Consider the following 19,436-nt stretch of genomic DNA (forward strand, 5'->3'; position numbering starts at 1 on the left):
ATTAAACTCCTAAATACTTTCTATTATCACAAATAACACCTTCTATGGCACAAGCTGCTGCACTTGCAGGACTCATCAAATGAGTGATAGAACCTTTGCCTTGTCTGCCTACAAAGTTACGATTTGAAGTTGAAGCAACTCTTTGACCTGAATTTGCTTTGTCATCATTCATACCAAGACACATAGAACACCCTGCATATCTCCACTCACACCCTGCCTCGATAAAAATCTTATCAAGTCCTAAATTTTCAGCTTCTTTTCTTACTTGCATTGAACCAGGCACAATTAAAGCTTTAACATTTTTATGAATTTTGCGCCCTTTTAAGATATCAGCGGCTATTTTAAGATCTTCTAAACGCCCATTTGTGCAAGATCCTATAAATACAATGTCGATTTTTACCCCTTCTATAACTTGATCTTGCTCTAAATTTACATAATATAAAGCATCAAACAAAGATTTTTGCTCGCTTTGATTTTTAAAATCACTTATTTTTGGAATTTTTTCATCTATGCCAATCACTTGCGAAGGATTTGTTCCATAGCTAATTTGTGGTTTTATCTTGCTTACATCTAGAGTAATACTCGCATCATATTTTGCTCCTTCATCACTTCTTAAACTCTTCCAATACTCACAATACTTTTGAAATTCTTCTCCTTTAGGTGCAAATTCCTTTCCCTTAATATACTCAAAAGTGATCTCATCAGGAGCTATCATACCTACTTTCGCTCCAAATTCTATAGCCATATTACAAAGAGTCATTCTAGCTTCCATGCTTAGATTTCTTATAAGTTCTCCGCAAAATTCTATAGCATAGCCTGTGCCTTTTGCTGTGCCGTATTGTGCGATCAAATACAAAATCAAATCCTTAGTATAAACGCCTTTTTGAAACTGCCCTTTACATTCGATTTTCATAGTTTTAAGTTTGGCTTGTTTTAAAGTTTGCGTTGCCATGACATGCTCTACTTCACTCGTGCCTATACCAAAGGCTAAAGCTCCAAAAGCCCCATGTGTTGCCGTATGAGAATCCCCACAAACTAAAGTAACCCCAGGTAAAGTAAAGCCAAGCTCAGGACCTACTATATGAACTATGCCTTGATTTTTATCTCCAAGTCCTAAAAGCCTTACTCCAAATTCCTTAGTATTTTGCATCAAAGTTGTAATTTGCTCTTTTGCCATATCAGAACAAGCATTTAAATCCACACTTTTAGTTGAAACATCATGATCTATGGTAGCCAAAGTTAAATCCGCTCTTGCCATTCTACGCTTAGCCATTTTAAGCCCTGAAAATGCTTGAGGGCTTGTTACTTCATGGATTAAATGTCTATCGATATAAAGTATAGGAAGTTCGTTTTTGCCTTCATAAACCACATGAGCATCAAAGACTTTCTCATATAAAGTTTTAGCCATTATTATTCTCCTTTAAAATTTCTAAAATACAATCCCCCATTTCATCGGTATTTAAATACGACTTAGCATTTAAATCCTTAGTCATTTTTCCTTGTGCCAATGCCAAAGATATAGCATTTTCTATATCCTGTGCGGCTTGTTCTTCTTTGAAACTATACTTTAACATCAAAGCCGCACTTAAAATTTGAGCTATGGGATTAGCTATATTTAAATGAGCTATATCAGGTGCACTTCCACCTGCTGGCTCATAAAGTCCAAAACCTTTATCGTTTAAACTTGCTGAACTTAACAAACCCAAAGATCCATTAATGGCAGCTAACTCATCGCTCAAAATATCACCAAAAAGATTTGAACAAAGCATAACATCAAAAATGCTAGGATTTTTTACAATCTGCATCGCAGCATTATCCACATACATGTACTCTAAGTTTATATCTTGATAATCTTTTGCAACATTTGCCACCACTTCTCGCCACAAAATAGAACTTGCTAAAACATTCGCCTTGTCGATTAAATGCACTTTTTTCTTTCTTATTCTTGCACTTTCAAAAGCGATATGGGCTATCCTTTCTATCTCTTTTTTAGTGTAAATTTCAGTATCATACGCACTTTCCTTGCCTAAATCTTGCTTGCCAAAATAAATCCCACCTGTAAGCTCTCTAACACATAAAATATCCACTCCTTTTTGGATAATCTCATTTTTTAAAGGTGAAGCATGAGTTAAACTTTCATAAATTTTACAAGGACGCAAATTTGCAAACAAATTAAAATGCTTTCTTAAAGGCAAAAGCGAGGCTCTTTCAGGTCTTTGATCTATGGGCAAATTATCCCACTTAGGCCCACCCACAGAGCCAAATAAAATCGCATCACTTTGCTCACAAAGCTTTAAAGTTTCATCACTTAAAGCCACTCCATAAGCATCTATACTTGCACCGCCTATTTTAGCTTCATTAAATTCAAAACTAAAATTGTATTTTTGCGCGATAAAAGTTAAAATTTTTAAAGCCTCTTTCATTACCAAAGGCCCTATACCATCTCCTGCTAAGACAGCTACTTTATAAGTTTTCATGCCATTTTCCTTTCTTCTACTTTTAAAGAGCGATAAATCGCATTGTAAGCACTCACAAAAGCTTGTGCTGAAGCTTCTATAACATCTGTTGAAAGTCCTTTTCCATGGAATTTTCTCCCTTTAAATTCCAAATCCACATCCACTTGCCCTTGAGCATCTACTCCTGAACTTTTTGCATTGATACTATAAGCTTTTAACACAGGCTTTAAATTTGTTATCCTAGCAATGCAGTTAAAAACTGCTTCAACAGGACCATTTCCTGTGCAAGCTTCAGTTTTTAGCTCTTCTTTGATACGCATACAAACACAAGCGGTTGGGATATTGCCACTAATCACGCTTAATTTTTCAATCACAAATTCATTTTCTTCTTCATTTTCATAGCTTAAAAACATCAAAGCTTCCAAATCATAATCATATACTTGACCCTTTTTATCCGCAAGGCGTAAAAAACGCTCATAAACATCATCTAAATTATAAGTATTTTCATCATAGCCTAAATTTTCAAGGCAAGTTTTTATCATAGCCCTTCCACTTCTTGCCGTCATTAACATACGATTTTCATGAATTCCTATGGCACTAGGGCTTATGATCTCGTAAGTTTGCCTATTTTTAAGCACTCCATCTTGATGAATGCCTGAACTATGAGAAAACGCATTGCTACCCACTATAGCTTTATGCGAAGGTATACTTTCATTAGTGATAGCTGAAACTAATTTTGAAGTTTTAAAGATATTTTCACATTTAATATCAGTATAAAAACCTTTTAAATAATCTTTCCTAGTTTTTATCGCCATAACCACTTCTTCTAAAGCACAATTACCCGCCCTTTCGCCAAGTCCATTTATAGTGCACTCTATCTGTCTTGCACCTTGTAAAATAGCACTTAAACTATTGCCCGTTGCCATACCTAAGTCATTGTGACAATGCACAGAAATGATAGCTTTGTCTATATTTGGCACTTTGTTAAATAAAATTTTGATGATATCAGCAAATTCACTTGGCAAGGTATAGCCTACGGTATCTGGGATATTTATAGTTTTAGCGCCTGCTTTTATCGCATTTTCCACCATAAAACAAAGATTATCTATCGGAGTTCTTCCTGCATCTTCGCATGAGAATTCTACATCATCAGTATAAGATCTTGCTCTTATAATCGCTCTTTTTGCCATAGACAAAATTTCATCAAAATCTTTTTTTAATTTATCTTGCATATGCAAAGTCGAAGTGGCTATAAAAGTATGAATTCTAAAATGCTTTGCCACTTTTAAAGCTTCATAAGCCATATCTATATCTTTATCCAATGCTCTAGAAAGTGCACAAATAGTTGAGTTTTTCACCTTAGAAGCGATCTTTTGCACCGCTTTAAAATCCCCTTGTGAAGATACCGGAAAACCTGCTTCTATAACATCTACGCCTAAATTTTCAAGCGCTAATGCAATTTGTAATTTTTGATTGATACCTAAAGAACTACCTAAAGCTTGTTCTCCATCACGCAAAGTGGTATCAAAGATTATGATTTTATTATCTTTCATGATTTAATCCTTTAAAACCAAACAGACTGAATGAATTAAAAATTCAAAAACTTAACAACAATGATAAAAAATTAAAAATGTAAAAAATGATTAAAAATAAAATTGAGTTTTAGAGTGAGAGTTGCAGTAGCAGATTAAAAGTATTGTCTTTACTTTTTTGTTGGACTGAATTTGAAATTTCAAAAATTTGTTTCATCTTTTCCTCCTTTGTTAAAATTAATACTTAATGTATCATATTTTTAGTAAATGTGTTTGTAAAATTCTTAAATTAAGAAAATTATTGATATAATTGTAATTTTAAGTAACAAAAAGGAAGTTGATGTTAAAAGAACTCTTAGAGATTAAAAAAGAAATGGAACCTGTTATCCACGAAGCCAATGTGAAATTAAATGTCCTAGCTCGTGAAGTCATAGTCCGAAAAAAAGAATACGAAATTTATGGGCCTATGGTAGATCGTGTTTATCTTGATAATGCCATTTATGTTAAAGTTATGTCAAGTGGACGCGATGTAAAAACAGACAATGTGACTATAAAAAATGGTTTTTATATGGTTTTTGTTGCCCCTGAAAAAGAAAGTACAAAAGATATCAAAAATAAACTCAAAGTAGCTTATGAAGGACTTGATAACAAATTTATCGCTACACTTATACGATCTTGCCAACGCTTTAAAGAGATCATAAACAAAACCCAAGCTACACTTGCTAAAGCTTCTAAAATGAATGTGGTAGTAAAAACGAATTTAGGTGAAGCAAGTGCTGCTCTAAAATTTAACATCACTATAGAATATACTAAAGAGAATCAAAAACTCACTCGTGAAAATTCAAAATCAGCAGGAAGTTTCAGAGATACTAAAACTTATATCAATCTTGTAGTAGAAAAAAATACAGATTCTCAAATTTGTGAAAAACTACTTGATGATGTTGAAAAATACTTTATCGGTGGAGGTTGATTTCATTAATGCAAGTTATAAAAACTTGCATTAGATTAAAATTTATAATTATATCCTAAATATACACCATAATTTGTTTGTTTAGGATCGTAAAAGTTTGAACCCACTTTATTTTGATAAAAATTTCTAGAATTATAATGAATTTGCTCTGCTTTAAAGCCTAATTCTATTTCATTATGTGATGTCAAATCATATAAAGCACCTATTTTCGCTCCATAAAAATAACCGTCAAAATTTTGCGACAAAGATAAAAAGCTTGTTTTTAAGGTAAGATCTGTTCTTGCATATCCTCCATACACACCTAAAACAGCTCTGGTTTTTTCAAAAAGCTTAGGAGTAAAATCGTAACCTGTTAAAAATTTATGTGTAGTAAAATCACCTTCGATTTGAATTTTAGGAGTTTTGATAAAATCACTAAATTCATCAGAATAATTATAACCAGCATAAATTCTATGATTTTCATTTAGACGATATCCAAGTTTTAGACCAAACGATGGTATATTACCTGAAATATCTCCATTAAAATTTTGCTTTGTATTCTTATGTTTTAACTCACTTTTTACTTGAGCATGCATCCAAGCTGCATCAGCACCTATAAAAAAACCAGAATTCTCATCTGCTAAAGCCAAATTTGAAAACAAAGTAGCACTTGCGATAATGCTTAATAATTTTTTATTCATAACCTAACTCCTTATAATAAAATTCGATCTAAAAAATTTAGATCTTTTTATATTATATATTCTTCAAAGATTAAATAAGAATTTTTTATAAAATACTTAATCTTTACATAAAAATATGTTAATATTTTACTCAAATATTATTTTGGCACTACCATATCGCTACGACATTCTATCACCGTATGTACATTTCCACGCGGGTTAAAATCCCCAACAACTTTAATCCATTTTGGTTTTAATTTATCTTTTAAAGTATTATAAATTTCATTGATACTTGCTTCATGTGAAACATTTCTATACATAAAAGTATTGATATAAAGTTTTATAGCCTTAAGCTCAACCACAAATTTATTAGGCATATACTCAAGATAAATCGTTGCAAAGTCAGGATAGCCCGAACGCGGACAACAACACATAAATTCAGGCAAAGTGATTTTAATGATATAGTCATTTTTCGCATCATTTGGCCAAATTTCCATATTTTCCACATCAAATTCTTTGATTTCTTTTTCACCATAACGCATGAGCTTTCCTTATTGAAAATTTTTAGAAAATTATATAAAAAATTACTTTTAGAACAATTGAAAAATAAACATTTTTAGCAAATTGCATAAAAAAGACAAATATTATATTAAATAAAGCTTTTTATACTAGAATAAGGCAAATCTTTCAAAAGGAAAAAAATGAGAAAATCAATTGCAATTATAGGCGGTAGCATCGCAGGACTTAGCGCGGCTTTATTTTTCGCTTCAGCTAAAAATGAAGAACTTGACTTTGATATCACTGTTTTTGATGAGGGTAAAGCAGATTTAAAAGCAGCAGCAATTTACAATGTTCCTTTTTTCCCAAAGGGTGCAAAAGCAGATGAAATTTACACTCACATAAAAGCACAAATTGCTTCTATGCTCGAAGTAAAATACATCGATTCAAAAGTAGTAAGCATAAGCGGAGAAAAAGGAGATTTTACTGTTAATGATGAGCAAGGCTTGGGTATAAAAGCAGATTATATCATCGTAGCAACAGGGGCAAACAAAAGCGATATCAAAGAACTTGAAGATTTTGTAATACCGCATGAGCTTATACCAAAACCAAACAAATTTTGCTTCAAACATCACGGGAGACAGATTATCAAAGAAGGAATTTACGCAGCAGGACTTGCTTCAGGTGTTACGACTATGGTAGCTTGCGCGATGGGAAGTGCCAATGAAGCAGCTTGCGCGATTTTAAGCGATATCAAAGGTGCAGTAAGCGTATATCACGATACACCTACTACAAGAGTTTAAATCATCAAAGCACAAAAGGTGTGCTTTGATACACATCATAATTGAGCCAATTTGCAAAAATGGTATTTGCATTTGAACGCCAATTGTATTTTATATTGCCCTTTTTATCATAATAATTTTTAGCTTTTTGTATGAAATTATCTCTTACATATTCTTGATGTAAAGTCTCTTTAAAATATTCCAAATGCCCTAAAATAAAAATATTCTTTTCATCTCTTAATAAAGCCGAACCGATTTTTTTATTTCTAAGCAAAATTTTTAATTTCCCTTGTTTTTGTAGTGCTAAAATTTGCTCTTCATCCATGCTAGAATGTCTTGAATGAGGCATTAAAACCTTTTCATCTAAATTTGTTAAAAGCAGATCAGGCGAAACTTTATCATGCTTATAGACTCCAAAAATTTTCTTATCTAAAGAGATTTTATCCACACCATAAAAGTATTTTAAAGCAGCCATGGCACCCCAACAAATATACATAGAACTTGTTACATTTTGCTTTAAAAAATCAAAAATTTCTAGCAATTCTTCCCAGTAAGCAACCTTTTCAAAATCCATTTGTTCCACAGGAGCTCCCGTAACGATAGCACCGTCAAATTTATGTTTTTTAACCTCTTCAAGACCCTTGTAAAATTTTTCCAAATGAGTAAAAGGAGTATTTTTACCCACATAGCTAGTCGTGGCTAAAAGTGTGATATTTACTTGCAAAGGAGAATTTGCAAGTAAGCTTAGAATTTGATTTTCTGTTTCAATTTTTTTTGGCATAAGATTGACAATCAAAATTTCTTGCGGCCTGATATCTTGATGCTTTGCTCTCCTTAATCCCATGATAAAAGCATGCTCTTTTAAAAGCTCATAAGCGGGTATATTTTCTGGAATAATCAGTGGCATTTTTTCTCCTTTATTTAATAAACCTTATTTATGATAAAGCATGGTGGAATTTTTATCTCATTCCACTCAATGCAAACACACTTTTAACTTTCTATAGCTTGTTTTAAATCCGCTATCAAATCATCGCTATTTTCAAGTCCTATGCTTAAGCGTATAGTAGCTTTCGTAATGCCTGCTTTTTGGAGTTCTTCTTCGCTTAGTTGCGAATGAGTAGTAGAAGCAGGATGGATGATCAAAGACTTGCTATCACCCAAATTTGCAGCAAGTAAGAAAAGTTGAGTTTTATCACAAATTCTTCTAGCATGCTCATAATCTTTAGCTTCAAAGCTTAAAAGCCCGCTAGCAAAATTTTTATCAAAATATTTTTTAAATAAATTATGATAAGCATTACTTGCTAAAGTAGGATAATTTACGCCCTTGATATCAGGATGAGAATTTAAAAAATTCGCAACTTTTTCAGCATTTTGACTGTGTTTTTCTATACGCACTGCCAAGGTTTCAAGTCCTTGTAAAAGTAACCAAGCATTTTGAGGTGCTAAGCTAGCTCCTAGATCTCTAAGCCAAGTGATGATGACTCTAATACTAAAAATCGGCAAATCAAGTGTATTTAAATTCAGTCCATGATAACTTGGATCAGGAGTGTTAAAAGCTTTATATCTATCGTTATTTTTAAGCAAGTCGTTTAAATCTTTTCTTTCTATAAGTGCTCCACCCAAAGCACTGCCTTGACCGCTTACATATTTACTTAAACTATGCACGATTACATCCACGCCATGTTTAAAAGGTTGGAGTAAGAAAGGAGTAGCAACGGTATTATCACAAATGCTAACGATTTTATGTTTTTTTGCTATTTGGCTTATTTTTTCTATATCAGCTATGGCAATTTGAGGATTTGAAAGACTTTCGAAAAAAATCGCTTTTGTGTTTTGATCTATAACTTTTTCCAAGCTATCTAAATCATCGATATCAAATTCCCTAGCTTCTATGCCAAAATTTTTAAGTGTGTGAGAAATTAAAGTTTGAGTCCCACCATAAATTTTGTTCGAATACGCGACATTATCTCCCGAACTTGCTAAATTGATAAGAGCATAAAAACAAGCTGCCATACCGCTAGCAACAGGAATTCCAAAAGCCCCTCCTTCGACATTAGCAAGTCTTTGTCCTAAAACATCGCTTGTAGGATTGCTAAGTCTTGAGTAAATATTGCCAAGTTCTTGAAGATTAAACCTTGCTGCAGCTTGATCCAAATTTTCAAAATTATACGCAGTGTTTTGATATATAGGCACACTAATACTTCTTTGAGTATCAAAATTATAAGCTCCGTGTAATGCTAAAGTTTCTTTATTGAAATTCATTTTTTATCCTTATTGTGTCAATGAAAAAATGTTAAAAAGCTTTTTATCGGCTTTAAACTAGGCTATTTGAAAATGTAAATTTATAGAATATGAGTATATACGAGTAGATTAAGCGTGCCAAGCACGCATACAGAAAGAAGAAAGCATTAAGTTAAAACTAATATAAGACATTTTTTCTCCTTTCTAAAAAATTATTGATTATTCTATCTTTAAAAAATAAAATTAAAATTAAATTTTAAAAAATTTATATCACATTGCTTAAAATTTTATTGCAACTCACCCCTAGCAAGAGTGAGTTAGCAATAAATTGAAGGCAGTTCAAGCCTAAGCCTAGTATTACAAGACTACCAAGATAGGCTTGTAAAGCAAGGCTTGCTCCCTTAAAGGGAGCAAAAAACAATATTTTATAGAATACTAAGCTTAAATTATTGTTTAAGCTGGATTAGAGTTTGAAGCATTTGATCACTCGTTGAAATGGTTTTTGAGTTTGCTTGATAACCTCTTTGAATGATAATAAGCTCTGTTAAAGAACGACTTAAATCCACATTTGACATTTCAAGAGCTGAGGTTTTCATCTCACCACGACCTCCTGTTCCTGCTTCACCTACTACGATATTACCACTATTTGCAGTGACTTTAAAAAGATTTCCACCAATTTCCTCAAGACCTGAGTTATTTGCCACTGAAGCCATTGCTATTTTTGCTACAGCAAAGGTTTTGCCATTAGTAAATTCACCTAAGATATTACCTTTATCATCCACACGGATAGCATCAGGTTTTAAGTTACCTGAAGTATAACCATCAGTTGCCTGTCCTGTTAGAGTTGAAGCAGAATTTGAGCTTACAAGGCCGTCATTACTTCCACTTGTTCCAAAGGAAAGTTTGATTTGTTGATTTGGTGCAGCACCATTGTTTGGTGAGAAATTTATAGTTTTTGGTGTATAGTTTGATAAAGAACCATCATTATTAAATCTTGCTGTTCCTACGATGATATTGTTTGGTCCTTCGCCTGTAGTGTTAATCTCAGCAGGTTCTGGCACACGGATAATCATTTGCCATTCATTACCCCCATCTTGAGTGGTGCTTTGCTTAACAAACTGCACTTCTAAAGTATGTTTTGAACCTAAGGAATCATAAATTTCAAGTCCAGCTGAAAAAGCACTTAAGAAAAGTTGTTCGCTTTGGCGATTAGAATTTCCCACGGTTAAAACTCCATCAAAACCTTTAAAAATAGTTGTAAAAGCATCATTTTTACTAATTTTACCTTGAGTATCAGTATAAGCTGTTACATTAAAGCTTATATTATGAGGTTTTCTATTATCTTGTCCACCTGGAGGTGTTACACCTGGCCTAGCTGGAATTTCATTTGGATTTGATATTATAAATTCGCCTGTTGCACCCACTGTAACTTTTACTCCTTCATTTACATCTTCACCTGTAATTTCAAATCCGCCACTTCCATCATAATCCACCCCATATCTAGCATCTCTTTGTAAAAGTTCTCTTAAATCCTCTGTGGTTCTAAAAGTTCTTGGAGTTGTATTTAACAAAGAACCTTGAATGGCATTCATATAATTATTTTCAGCAGTACCAGCAGTATTTTGATTTGCAGGATTAAAAACAGGTCCACCATCTGGATTATACATAGGATCTAATTCAACTGGAGTTGAACTATAAATATATTTATGTGCTGTTACTATTTGTATTCTATTTTGATTTTGAGCAGCAGTTCCTGCTATCCAAGCACTACCAGCATTATTTACTATAGGATTACCTGCAGGTCTAAGTTGAGTATTTTGCCAATCAAAATCAGGAGGATTGGTGTTAGTAACTCTTACTCTTACTAATTCTCCAGCTGAATTTTGAGGATTTACTTGTAAATCTATATTTTTCATGTTATCTGTAGTGCCATCAGCATTATCATTGATAAAATCAATCCCACTACCATCTGCTTTTTTTACCGCTTTTACTCCTGTTCCATCCCTTGTATCCGTTGGTGCAGTAAAGGTATTGATATAAGCTATAGCTTCATCTAAACTTTTTATAGAATTATTCTGTATATGAACTCCATTTAAAGTAATATCCAAAGTTGTAGGTTTTTGCTCATGTCCCCAAAATATAACTCTATCTTGCAGAACTTTTTGATTAGGATCAAAAACACCATTATTACCTTGATTTGCTTGAGCTCCTTCTCCAGCTGTACTAAACTTAGCATCTGCATAAGATACCCAAATCCCTTGTCCATCTCTAAGATTTAATCCTGTGCCATTAGCATTAAAAAGTGATCCCGCATCCACACCCTTTTCCGTCACTTCTATAGAATTTTTGGAAGTCGTGTAAAACTGAGTGATTCCTGTATCATTTTCATTTTTTGCTGTTCCATCTTTTTTGTTATATCCATGAACAGAATCAAGTCCATATATAGGAGTTTTAGCTGTTCCTATATTTAAACCACTATTTAAATTCGCTTTGATGGCTACTTCTGTGGATTGCGCTGCAGGGATATGCATACCTGGATCGATAAAAATATTTTGCGGAGTTCTTGAGCTATCTATACTTTGAGTATCCCAGTTGATATTCCACCCTTGGACAACAAAACCTGCATTATTAACAAAATTTCCATAAGCATCGAGTTTAAAATCCCCGCTCCTTGTAAGATAGTTTGTAAGACCACCATCATCACTCACCATAAAAAAACCATCACCATTTATAGCAACATCAGTGTTTTTATCTGTGGTTTGAACTGAACCTTGAGAATGAATTCTAGTTGTAGAACTTACTGAAACGCCAAGACCGATTTGAAGTGGATTAGATCCGCCTCTTCCATCAGTTGGAGCTGTAGCGATTTTCACAGTTTGGCTAAACATAGTCCCAAAATCTGCACGGGAGTATTTAAAACCAGTGGTATTAACATTTGAAATGTTATTACCTTCAACATCCATCGCAACTTGATGTGCTTGTAGTCCGCTTACGCCAGACCAAAGTGATCTCATCATCTTAAATCCTTTATAAAATATTGCTTTAAAAAATTTAACGCTTTGGCTTTAAAAAACTTTTGCGTTTATGTGAAGTTTACAAGCAAGTTCTGTTCCAACTTTTGAAATTTTTTATGAATTTTTTAAAAATTTATAGAAAAAATTTAAAGGTATTTTGGGAGTTTATGAAGCTTTGGGCTTTTGTGTAATAAAAATTACCAAAATCACACCCTAACTCTTAAATTTGCCGCATGAGTTAAAGCCACTGCGATAGCATCTGTGATGTCTAAAGGCTTGATATCTTTACTAAGTCCTAAAAGCCTTTTTACCATAAAAGCAACTTGTTCTTTAGTTGCTTTGGCTTTTCCTGTAACGGCTTTTTTTACTTGTAAGGGAGTGTATTCTGCAAAGTCTCCATGAATTTGAAGAATTTTTAAAGATAGGGCTCCGCGAAATTGTGCGAGTTTTAAAACGGTTTTTGGATTGTAAGCAAAAAAGATATCTTCTATAGCCACCTCATCAAAAGAATGATTTTTAAAAATCAAGTCCAAACCCTCACAAAGCTCTGTGATTTGATACTGTAAGGTACTTGGCTTTATCTTTATAAGTCCTGCTTCTATGAGAATGTTTTTTCCTTTGTTGGCTTCTATGATAGCATAACCGCAATTTCTTGAACCTGGATCTATACCTAAAATTTTCAAATTCATACCTTTTGAAAAATAAAATACGAAAGCGGATTTTAACCTTTTTTTATAAAATTTAAGATAAAATTTATACATTATGCAAAATTTAAAGAGAGATTATGAATCCAAGCCAAATACTTGAAAATTTAAAAAAAGAATTAAGTGAAAACGAATACGAAAACTATTTATCAAATTTAAAATTCAACGAAAAACAAAGCAAAGCAGATCTTTTAGTTTTCAACGCTCCAAATGAACTCATGGCTAAATTCATACAAACAAAATACGGTAAAAAAATCGCACATTTTTATGAAGTGCAAAGTGGAAATAAAGCCATCATAAATATACAAGCACAAAGTGCTAAACAAAGTAACAAAAGCACAAAAATCGACATAGCTCATATAAAGGCACAAAGCACGATTTTAAATCCTTCTTTTACTTTTGAAAGTTTTGTTGTGGGGGATTCTAACAAATACGCTTATGGAGCGTGTAAAGCCATAATACATAAAGACAAGCTTGGAAAACTTTATAATCCAATCTTTGTTTATGGGCCTACAGGACTTGGAAAAACACATTTACTTCAAGCAGTTGGAAATGCAAGCTTAGAAATGGGAAAAAAAGTTATTTACGCTACCAGTGAAAATTTTATCAATGATTTTACTTCAAATTTAAAAAATGGCTCTTTAGATAAATTTCATGAAAAATATAGAAACTGCGATGTTTTACTTATAGATGATGTGCAGTTTTTAGGAAAAACCGATAAAATTCAAGAAGAATTTTTCTTTATATTTAATGAAATCAAAAATAACGATGGACAAATCATCATGACTTCAGACAATCCACCCAACATGCTAAAAGGTATAACCGAACGCTTAAAAAGTCGTTTTGCACATGGGATCATAGCTGATATAACTCCACCTCAACTAGATACAAAAATAGCCATCATAAGAAAAAAATGTGAATTTAACGATATCAATCTTTCTAATGATATCATAAACTATATCGCTACTTCTTTAGGGGATAATATAAGAGAAATCGAAGGTATCATTATAAGTTTAAATGCCTATGCAACCATACTAGGACAAGAAATCACACTCGAACTTGCAAAAAGTGTGATGAAAGATCATATCAAAGAAAAGAAAGAAAATATCACTATAGATGACATTTTATCTTTGGTATGTAAGGAATTTAACATCAAACCAAGCGATGTGAAATCCAATAAAAAAACTCAAAATATAGTCACAGCAAGACGCATTGTGATTTACTTAGCTAGGACACTTACGGCTTTGACTATGCCACAACTTGCAAATTATTTTGAAATGAAAGATCACACGGCTATTTCACATAATGTTAAAAAAATCACAGAAATGATAGAAAATGATGGTTCTTTAAAAGCAAAAATCGAAGAACTTAAAAACAAAATTCTTGTTAAAAGTCAAAGTTAAGTGAAAGGATGTGAAAAATAAATTCTAGAGTGTGAAAAAAAGAAATTAAGCAAAGTATGATAAAATACAAATTTGATTATTTTGCTTTGAAAAATTTCACAATTTCAACAAGCTTATTATTACAACGAATTTAAAATTAAAATAAACCAAGGAGAAAAAATGAAGTTAAGTATCAATAAAAATACTTTAGAATCTGCAGTGATTTTATGTAATGCTTATGTAGAAAAAAAAGACTCAAGCACCATTACTTCTCATCTTTTTTTTCATGCTGATGAAGATAAACTTCTTATTAAAGCTAGTGATTATGAAATAGGTATCAACTATAAAATAAAAAAAATCCGCGTAGAATCAAGTGGTTTTGCTACTGCAAACGCAAAAAGTATTGCAGATGTTATTAAAAGCTTAAATAATGAAGAAGTTGTTTTAGAAACCATTGATAATTTTTTATTTATAAGACAAAAGAGTACAAAATACAAACTTCCTATGTTTAATCACGAAGATTTTCCAAATTTTCCAAATACAGAAGGAAAAAACCAATTTGACATTGATTCAAGTGATTTAAGCCGTTCTCTTAAAAAGATATTACCAAGTATTGATACAAACAACCCAAAATACTCCTTAAATGGTGCATTTTTAGATATAAAAACAGATAAAATTAACTTCGTAGGAACTGATACAAAACGCCTTGCAATCTATACTTTAGAAAAAGCAAATAATCAAGAATTTAGTTTTAGTATCCCTAAAAAAGCTATTATGGAAATGCAAAAACTTTTCTATGAAAAAATAGAAATTTTTTATGATCAAAATATGCTTATCGCTAAAAATGAAAATTTTGAATTCTTTACAAAACTTATCAATGATAAATTTCCAGATTATGAAAAAGTTATACCAAAAACTTTCAAACAAGAACTCAGTTTTTCAACTGAAGATTTTATAGATAGTCTTAAAAAAATCAGCGTTGTAACTGAAAAAATGAAACTTCATTTTAACAAAGATAAAATCATCTTTGAAGGTATAAGTTTAGACAATATGGAAGCAAAAACAGAACTTGAAATTCAAACAGGAGTAAGTGAAGAATTTAATCTTACTATAAAAATCAAATATTTACTTGATTTCTTAACTTCTATAGAAGAAGAAAAATTCACTTTAAGTGTAAATGAACCTAATTCAGCATTTATAGTCAAATCCCAAGGACTATCAATGATTATCATGCCTATGATTTTGTAATAAAACAAGTAAAAGATAAAGGAAAAATATGCAAGAAAATTACGGTGCGAGTAATATTAAAGTCCTAAAAGGCCTAGAAGCTGTTAGAAAACGCCCAGGTATGTATATAGGAGATACAAACATAGGCGGACTTCATCATATGATTTATGAAGTTGTGGATAATTCTATCGATGAAGCTATGGCAGGACATTGTGATACTATAGATGTAGAAATCACTACTGAAGGAAGCTGTATAGTTAGTGATAATGGTCGTGGTATTCCTGTTGATATGCACCCAACTGAAAATATGCCAACTTTAACTGTTGTTTTAACTGTCCTACATGCAGGGGGAAAATTCGATAAAGATACTTATAAAGTTTCAGGTGGTTTGCACGGTGTTGGGGTTTCAGTTGTAAATGCACTCTCTAAAAAACTTGTAGCTACAGTTGAAAGAAATGGAGAAATTTATCGTCAAGAATTTTCAGAAGGTAAAGTTATCAGTGAATTTGGTGTGATAGGAAAAAGTAAAAAAACAGGAACAACTATAGAATTTTGGCCTGATGATCAAATTTTTGAAGTGACTGAATTTGATTATGAAATTTTGGCTAAAAGATTTCGTGAACTTGCATACTTAAATCCAAAAATCACTATAAATTTTAAAGATAACCGCGTAGGCAAACATGAAAGTTTTCACTTTGAAGGTGGAATTTCTCAGTTTGTTACAGACTTAAATAAAAAAGAAGCTTTAACTAAAGCAATTTTCTTTAGCGTAGATGAAGAAGATGTGAATGTTGAAGTAGCTTTGCTTTACAATGATACTTATAGTGAAAATTTACTCTCTTTTGTAAATAATATCAAAACTCCAGATGGTGGAACACACGAAGCTGGTTTTAGAATGGGTTTAACTCGTGTGATAAGTAACTATATAGAAGCAAATGCAAGTGCTAGAGAAAAGGATAATAAAATCACGGGTGATGATGTGCGTGAAGGTTTGATCGCTATTGTGAGTGTAAAGGTGCCTGAACCACAATTTGAAGGACAAACCAAAGGAAAACTTGGTTCAACTTATGTGCGTCCTATAGTTTCAAAAGCAAGTTTTGAATATTTGACTAAATATTTTGAAGAAAATCCTATCGAAGCTAAAGCTATAATGAACAAAGCCTTAATGGCAGCTAGAGGAAGAGAAGCAGCGAAAAAAGCTAGAGAATTAACGCGTAAAAAAGAAAGTTTAAGCGTAGGAACTTTACCAGGGAAATTAGCTGATTGTCAAAGTAAAGATCCAAGTGAAAGTGAAATTTATCTTGTGGAAGGGGATTCTGCAGGAGGTTCTGCAAAACAAGGTAGAGAAAGATCTTTTCAAGCTATACTGCCTTTGCGTGGTAAAATTTTAAATGTTGAAAAAGCAAGATTAGATAAAATTTTAAAATCTGAGCAAATTCAAAATATGATTACCGCTTTTGGCTGTGGTATAGGTGAAGATTTTGATCTTTCAAAACTTAGATATCATAAAATCATCATCATGACAGATGCGGATGTTGATGGATCACATATACAAACCTTGCTTTTAACTTTCTTCTTCCGTTTTATGAATGAACTTGTAGCAAATGGACATATTTATCTAGCACAACCACCTTTATATCTTTATAAAAAAGCTAAAAAGCAAATTTATTTAAAGGATGAAAAAGCTTTGAGCGAATACCTGATAGAAACAGGAATAGAAGGTTTAAACTATGAAGGTATAGGAATGAATGATTTAAAAGATTATTTAAAAATCGTTGCAGCTTATCGTGCGATTTTAAAAGATCTTGAAAAGCGTTTTAATGTGATTTCTGTGATACGCTATATGATAGAAAATTCAAATTTAGTTAAAGGAAATAATGAAGAATTATTTAGTGTAATCAAACAATTTTTAGAAACACAAGGACACAATATCTTAAATCATTATATCAACGAAAATGAAATTCGAGCTTTCGTTCAAACTCAAAATGGCTTAGAAGAACTTGTGATCAATGAAGAACTTTTCACTCATCCACTATATGAAGAAGCAAATTATATTTTTGATAAGATTAAAGATAGAGGCTTGGAATTTGATAAAGATATTTTAGAAGTTCTTGAAGATGTTGAAACCAATGCTAAAAAAGGTGCTACTATACAACGCTATAAAGGTTTAGGGGAAATGAATCCTGAGCAACTTTGGGAAACCACAATGGATCCAAGTGTAAGAAGACTTTTAAAAATCACTATTGAAGATGCACAAAGTGCAAATGATACCTTTAATCTCTTTATGGGTGATGAGGTTGAACCAAGACGCGATTATATCCAAGCACACGCTAAAGATGTAAAGCATTTGGATGTGTAAATTTATCATTGAAGAAATGATTTCTTCAATGAGTTTTGTTTTGTAAGAGTATAGCTAGAGGAATTCTTCTTCTTGTATCGTATTTTTCTCCATAATATTTTTCAAGATAATTTAAAATTTTTTCTTCATCTTCAGGTTCTATTTCCCAAAGTCCTTCACTATCTTGCATCCATCTTATAGCTGCTAACCAAGCTTTTCTACTTGCATGCATATTAGTAATGAGATTGGATCCATGACAAGCTAAACAATTTGCTTCCACTAAAGGTGAATCAGGATCGATAATCAATCCTGTATCAGGGTTAATTTCAAGATTTTGAGCCCAACTTGCACTTAAAAACAATGCTAAGATCAATATAATTTTTTTCATACTTAAACTCCATAAATATTAACTCTATGGCATGCATTATTGATATATCCTCCTGGATTCCACTGTGCTAAAACCATAGGTTGACTGTTACCTTGACTATCGATAGCTCTTGCCCAAATTTCATAATATCCTTTTGTTGGTATTGATATTTGAGCACTCCATTTTTGCCATGCTAATCTATTTAATGGTTTTTCTACCTTTGCTTTAGTCCATGTTACGCCATAATCATTGCTTATATAAACTTCACTAACTTCAAGTTCTCCAGCCCAAGCTTTACCTCTAACTTCAAATTTTTTATTTGCTTTTATTTCAGAACCATTTTTGATATTAGTAATTACAGATCTTATAGGCATTGATTCTATGATTTTCATCTCGCCTTTATAGTTAAAATCTCCTGGTTTTACCGGATTTACAGGAACTTTATAAGAACCTTCCATTTTTTCACCATCATGAATTTTATTTCTTACTGAAATTTTATAAAGCCATTTACCACTTGTACTTGCAGGGTAACCACCACAAACAAGTCTAAGTGGATAGCCATTGACTAAAGGAATATCTTTGCCTTCATAAGCCCAAGCTATTAGAGTTTCATCTTGTAAAGCTTTAGAAATAGGAACTCCTCTACTAATAGGTGAAGTTTCTTCACCATTTAATTTTGTATCTATGCCATAATATCCGATATAAACCGCATCATTTTTGATGCCACAATCTTTTAAAATATCTTTTAAACGCACTCCTGTCCATCTACCGCAAGCTACTGCACCATAACCCCATTGAGTTCCTTTTGTGCTAGGTATAACTTCGGATCTACCATTTCCACCGCATTCAACTGTTAAGGCATAAGTATAGGTTTTAAATTTCTTTTTTAAATCTTCTATGGTGTAAGATTTTTTATTGATAATGCTTTCTCCATCGATTTCTAAAGTCCAACCTTTGTGAAGTCTTTCTTTTATCGTTTCTAGGCTTGGTGGTAAGCCATTATTTCTAACAAAGAAATTTTCAGGTTTGGTAAAATCAGAATCAAGAGCATAAATTTCAGTTTCTGCTGTTAATGGTTTTTCGCCATGGTAGATAAGATCTTTTTTACCTTCTATTTTAAAATCAGGCAATTCTTTTGCCAAAGCCTTACTTCCTAAAAAATTCTCAAAAGAAAAATTTGACAATACACTGATGCCAAGCAAACCAAATCCTATATTTTTTAAGAAATTTCTGCGATCTTCTTTTTGATTGTTTTGTTTCATTGAA

The 19,436-nt window shown here is 32.2% G+C and carries 16 protein-coding genes; 5 read left to right on the plus strand and 11 right to left on the minus strand.

What is annotated here, in order from left to right:
- Position 1: 1 nt before the first annotated feature.
- The 3 genes from leuC to leuA are packed head-to-tail and all read right to left on the minus strand — an operon-like array spanning position 2 to position 4,009.
- The gene (gene leuC, locus FBF10_RS01715; RefSeq protein ID WP_079355471.1) at positions 2-1,414 is read right to left on the minus strand and encodes a 3-isopropylmalate dehydratase large subunit; all 1,413 of its coding nucleotides are present in this window, start codon (positions 1,412-1,414) and stop codon (positions 2-4) included.
- Positions 1,401-2,477: a 3-isopropylmalate dehydrogenase gene (gene leuB / locus FBF10_RS01720; RefSeq protein ID WP_002860139.1), complete on the minus strand. Its 1,077-nt coding sequence runs from the start codon at positions 2,475-2,477 to the stop codon at positions 1,401-1,403. The genes leuC and leuB overlap by 14 nt, the downstream gene beginning before the upstream one ends.
- The gene (gene leuA / locus FBF10_RS01725; RefSeq protein ID WP_044257806.1) at positions 2,474-4,009 is read right to left on the minus strand and encodes a 2-isopropylmalate synthase; all 1,536 of its coding nucleotides are present in this window, start codon (positions 4,007-4,009) and stop codon (positions 2,474-2,476) included. The genes leuB and leuA overlap by 4 nt, the downstream gene beginning before the upstream one ends.
- Before the next feature lie 319 nt (positions 4,010-4,328).
- Between leuA and FBF10_RS01730 the strand changes: the two genes are divergently transcribed.
- Entirely contained in the window at positions 4,329-4,958 is a 630-nt protein-coding gene (locus FBF10_RS01730) for a hypothetical protein (RefSeq protein ID WP_002853105.1), read from the plus strand.
- Positions 4,959-4,993: 35 nt separating this feature from the next.
- Here the strand turns inward: FBF10_RS01730 and FBF10_RS01735 are convergent, their stop codons facing one another.
- Complete coding sequence (locus FBF10_RS01735; protein ID WP_002860141.1) at positions 4,994-5,638, minus strand: outer membrane beta-barrel protein; 645 nt, start codon at positions 5,636-5,638, stop codon at positions 4,994-4,996.
- 137 nt (positions 5,639-5,775) lie between these two features.
- Complete coding sequence (queF, locus tag FBF10_RS01740; protein WP_002783530.1) at positions 5,776-6,159, minus strand: preQ(1) synthase; 384 nt, start codon at positions 6,157-6,159, stop codon at positions 5,776-5,778.
- Between the two features lie 159 nt (positions 6,160-6,318).
- On the opposite strand from queF, the gene FBF10_RS01745 reads away from it, so the two are divergent.
- Positions 6,319-6,918, plus strand: a complete 600-nt coding sequence (locus FBF10_RS01745) for an NAD(P)/FAD-dependent oxidoreductase (protein ID WP_002783528.1) — start codon at positions 6,319-6,321, stop codon at positions 6,916-6,918.
- Positions 6,919-6,922: 4 nt separating this feature from the next.
- Here FBF10_RS01745 and metA read toward each other — a convergent pair whose 3' ends face one another.
- From metA to ruvC, 4 genes are all read right to left on the minus strand, one after another.
- The gene (metA, locus tag FBF10_RS01750) at positions 6,923-7,804 is read right to left on the minus strand and encodes a homoserine O-succinyltransferase (protein WP_002783526.1); all 882 of its coding nucleotides are present in this window, start codon (positions 7,802-7,804) and stop codon (positions 6,923-6,925) included.
- Positions 7,805-7,887: 83 nt separating this feature from the next.
- Positions 7,888-9,159, minus strand: a complete 1,272-nt coding sequence (locus FBF10_RS01755; RefSeq protein ID WP_002859718.1) for an O-acetylhomoserine aminocarboxypropyltransferase/cysteine synthase — start codon at positions 9,157-9,159, stop codon at positions 7,888-7,890.
- Positions 9,160-9,584: 425 nt separating this feature from the next.
- Positions 9,585-12,155, minus strand: coding sequence for a flagellar hook protein FlgE (gene flgE, locus FBF10_RS01760; protein WP_002912916.1), 2,571 nt, complete (start codon positions 12,153-12,155; stop codon positions 9,585-9,587).
- Between the two features lie 203 nt (positions 12,156-12,358).
- A complete protein-coding gene (gene ruvC, locus FBF10_RS01765; RefSeq protein ID WP_011050020.1) occupies positions 12,359-12,841 on the minus strand; it encodes a crossover junction endodeoxyribonuclease RuvC in 483 nt (160 codons plus the stop codon).
- Positions 12,842-12,936: 95 nt separating this feature from the next.
- Here ruvC and dnaA point away from each other — a divergent pair, with 95 nt between their 5' ends.
- The 3 genes from dnaA (at position 12,937) to gyrB (ending at position 17,824) form a co-directional block, all read left to right on the plus strand.
- The gene (gene dnaA, locus FBF10_RS01770) at positions 12,937-14,259 is read left to right on the plus strand and encodes a chromosomal replication initiator protein DnaA (RefSeq protein ID WP_052797500.1); all 1,323 of its coding nucleotides are present in this window, start codon (positions 12,937-12,939) and stop codon (positions 14,257-14,259) included.
- A gap of 159 nt (positions 14,260-14,418) precedes the next feature.
- Positions 14,419-15,486, plus strand: coding sequence for a DNA polymerase III subunit beta (gene dnaN, locus FBF10_RS01775; RefSeq protein WP_002873265.1), 1,068 nt, complete (start codon positions 14,419-14,421; stop codon positions 15,484-15,486).
- Positions 15,487-15,514: 28 nt separating this feature from the next.
- Complete coding sequence (gene gyrB, locus FBF10_RS01780; protein ID WP_002859723.1) at positions 15,515-17,824, plus strand: DNA topoisomerase (ATP-hydrolyzing) subunit B; 2,310 nt, start codon at positions 15,515-15,517, stop codon at positions 17,822-17,824.
- A 25-nt stretch (positions 17,825-17,849) separates the two neighbouring features.
- On the opposite strand, the gene FBF10_RS01785 is transcribed toward gyrB, so the two are convergent.
- Positions 17,850-18,191, minus strand: a complete 342-nt coding sequence (locus FBF10_RS01785; protein WP_002853099.1) for a monoheme cytochrome C — start codon at positions 18,189-18,191, stop codon at positions 17,850-17,852.
- A 2-nt stretch (positions 18,192-18,193) separates the two neighbouring features.
- On the minus strand, positions 18,194-19,432 hold the full coding sequence (locus FBF10_RS01790) for a sulfite oxidase (RefSeq protein ID WP_002888412.1): 1,239 nt from the start codon (positions 19,430-19,432) through the stop codon (positions 18,194-18,196).
- Between the last annotated feature and the right edge of the window lie 4 nt (positions 19,433-19,436).

The sequence above is a fragment of the Campylobacter sp. CFSAN093249 genome, from assembly GCF_011067895.1.
GTDB classification, from domain to species: domain Bacteria; phylum Campylobacterota; class Campylobacteria; order Campylobacterales; family Campylobacteraceae; genus Campylobacter_D; species Campylobacter_D jejuni.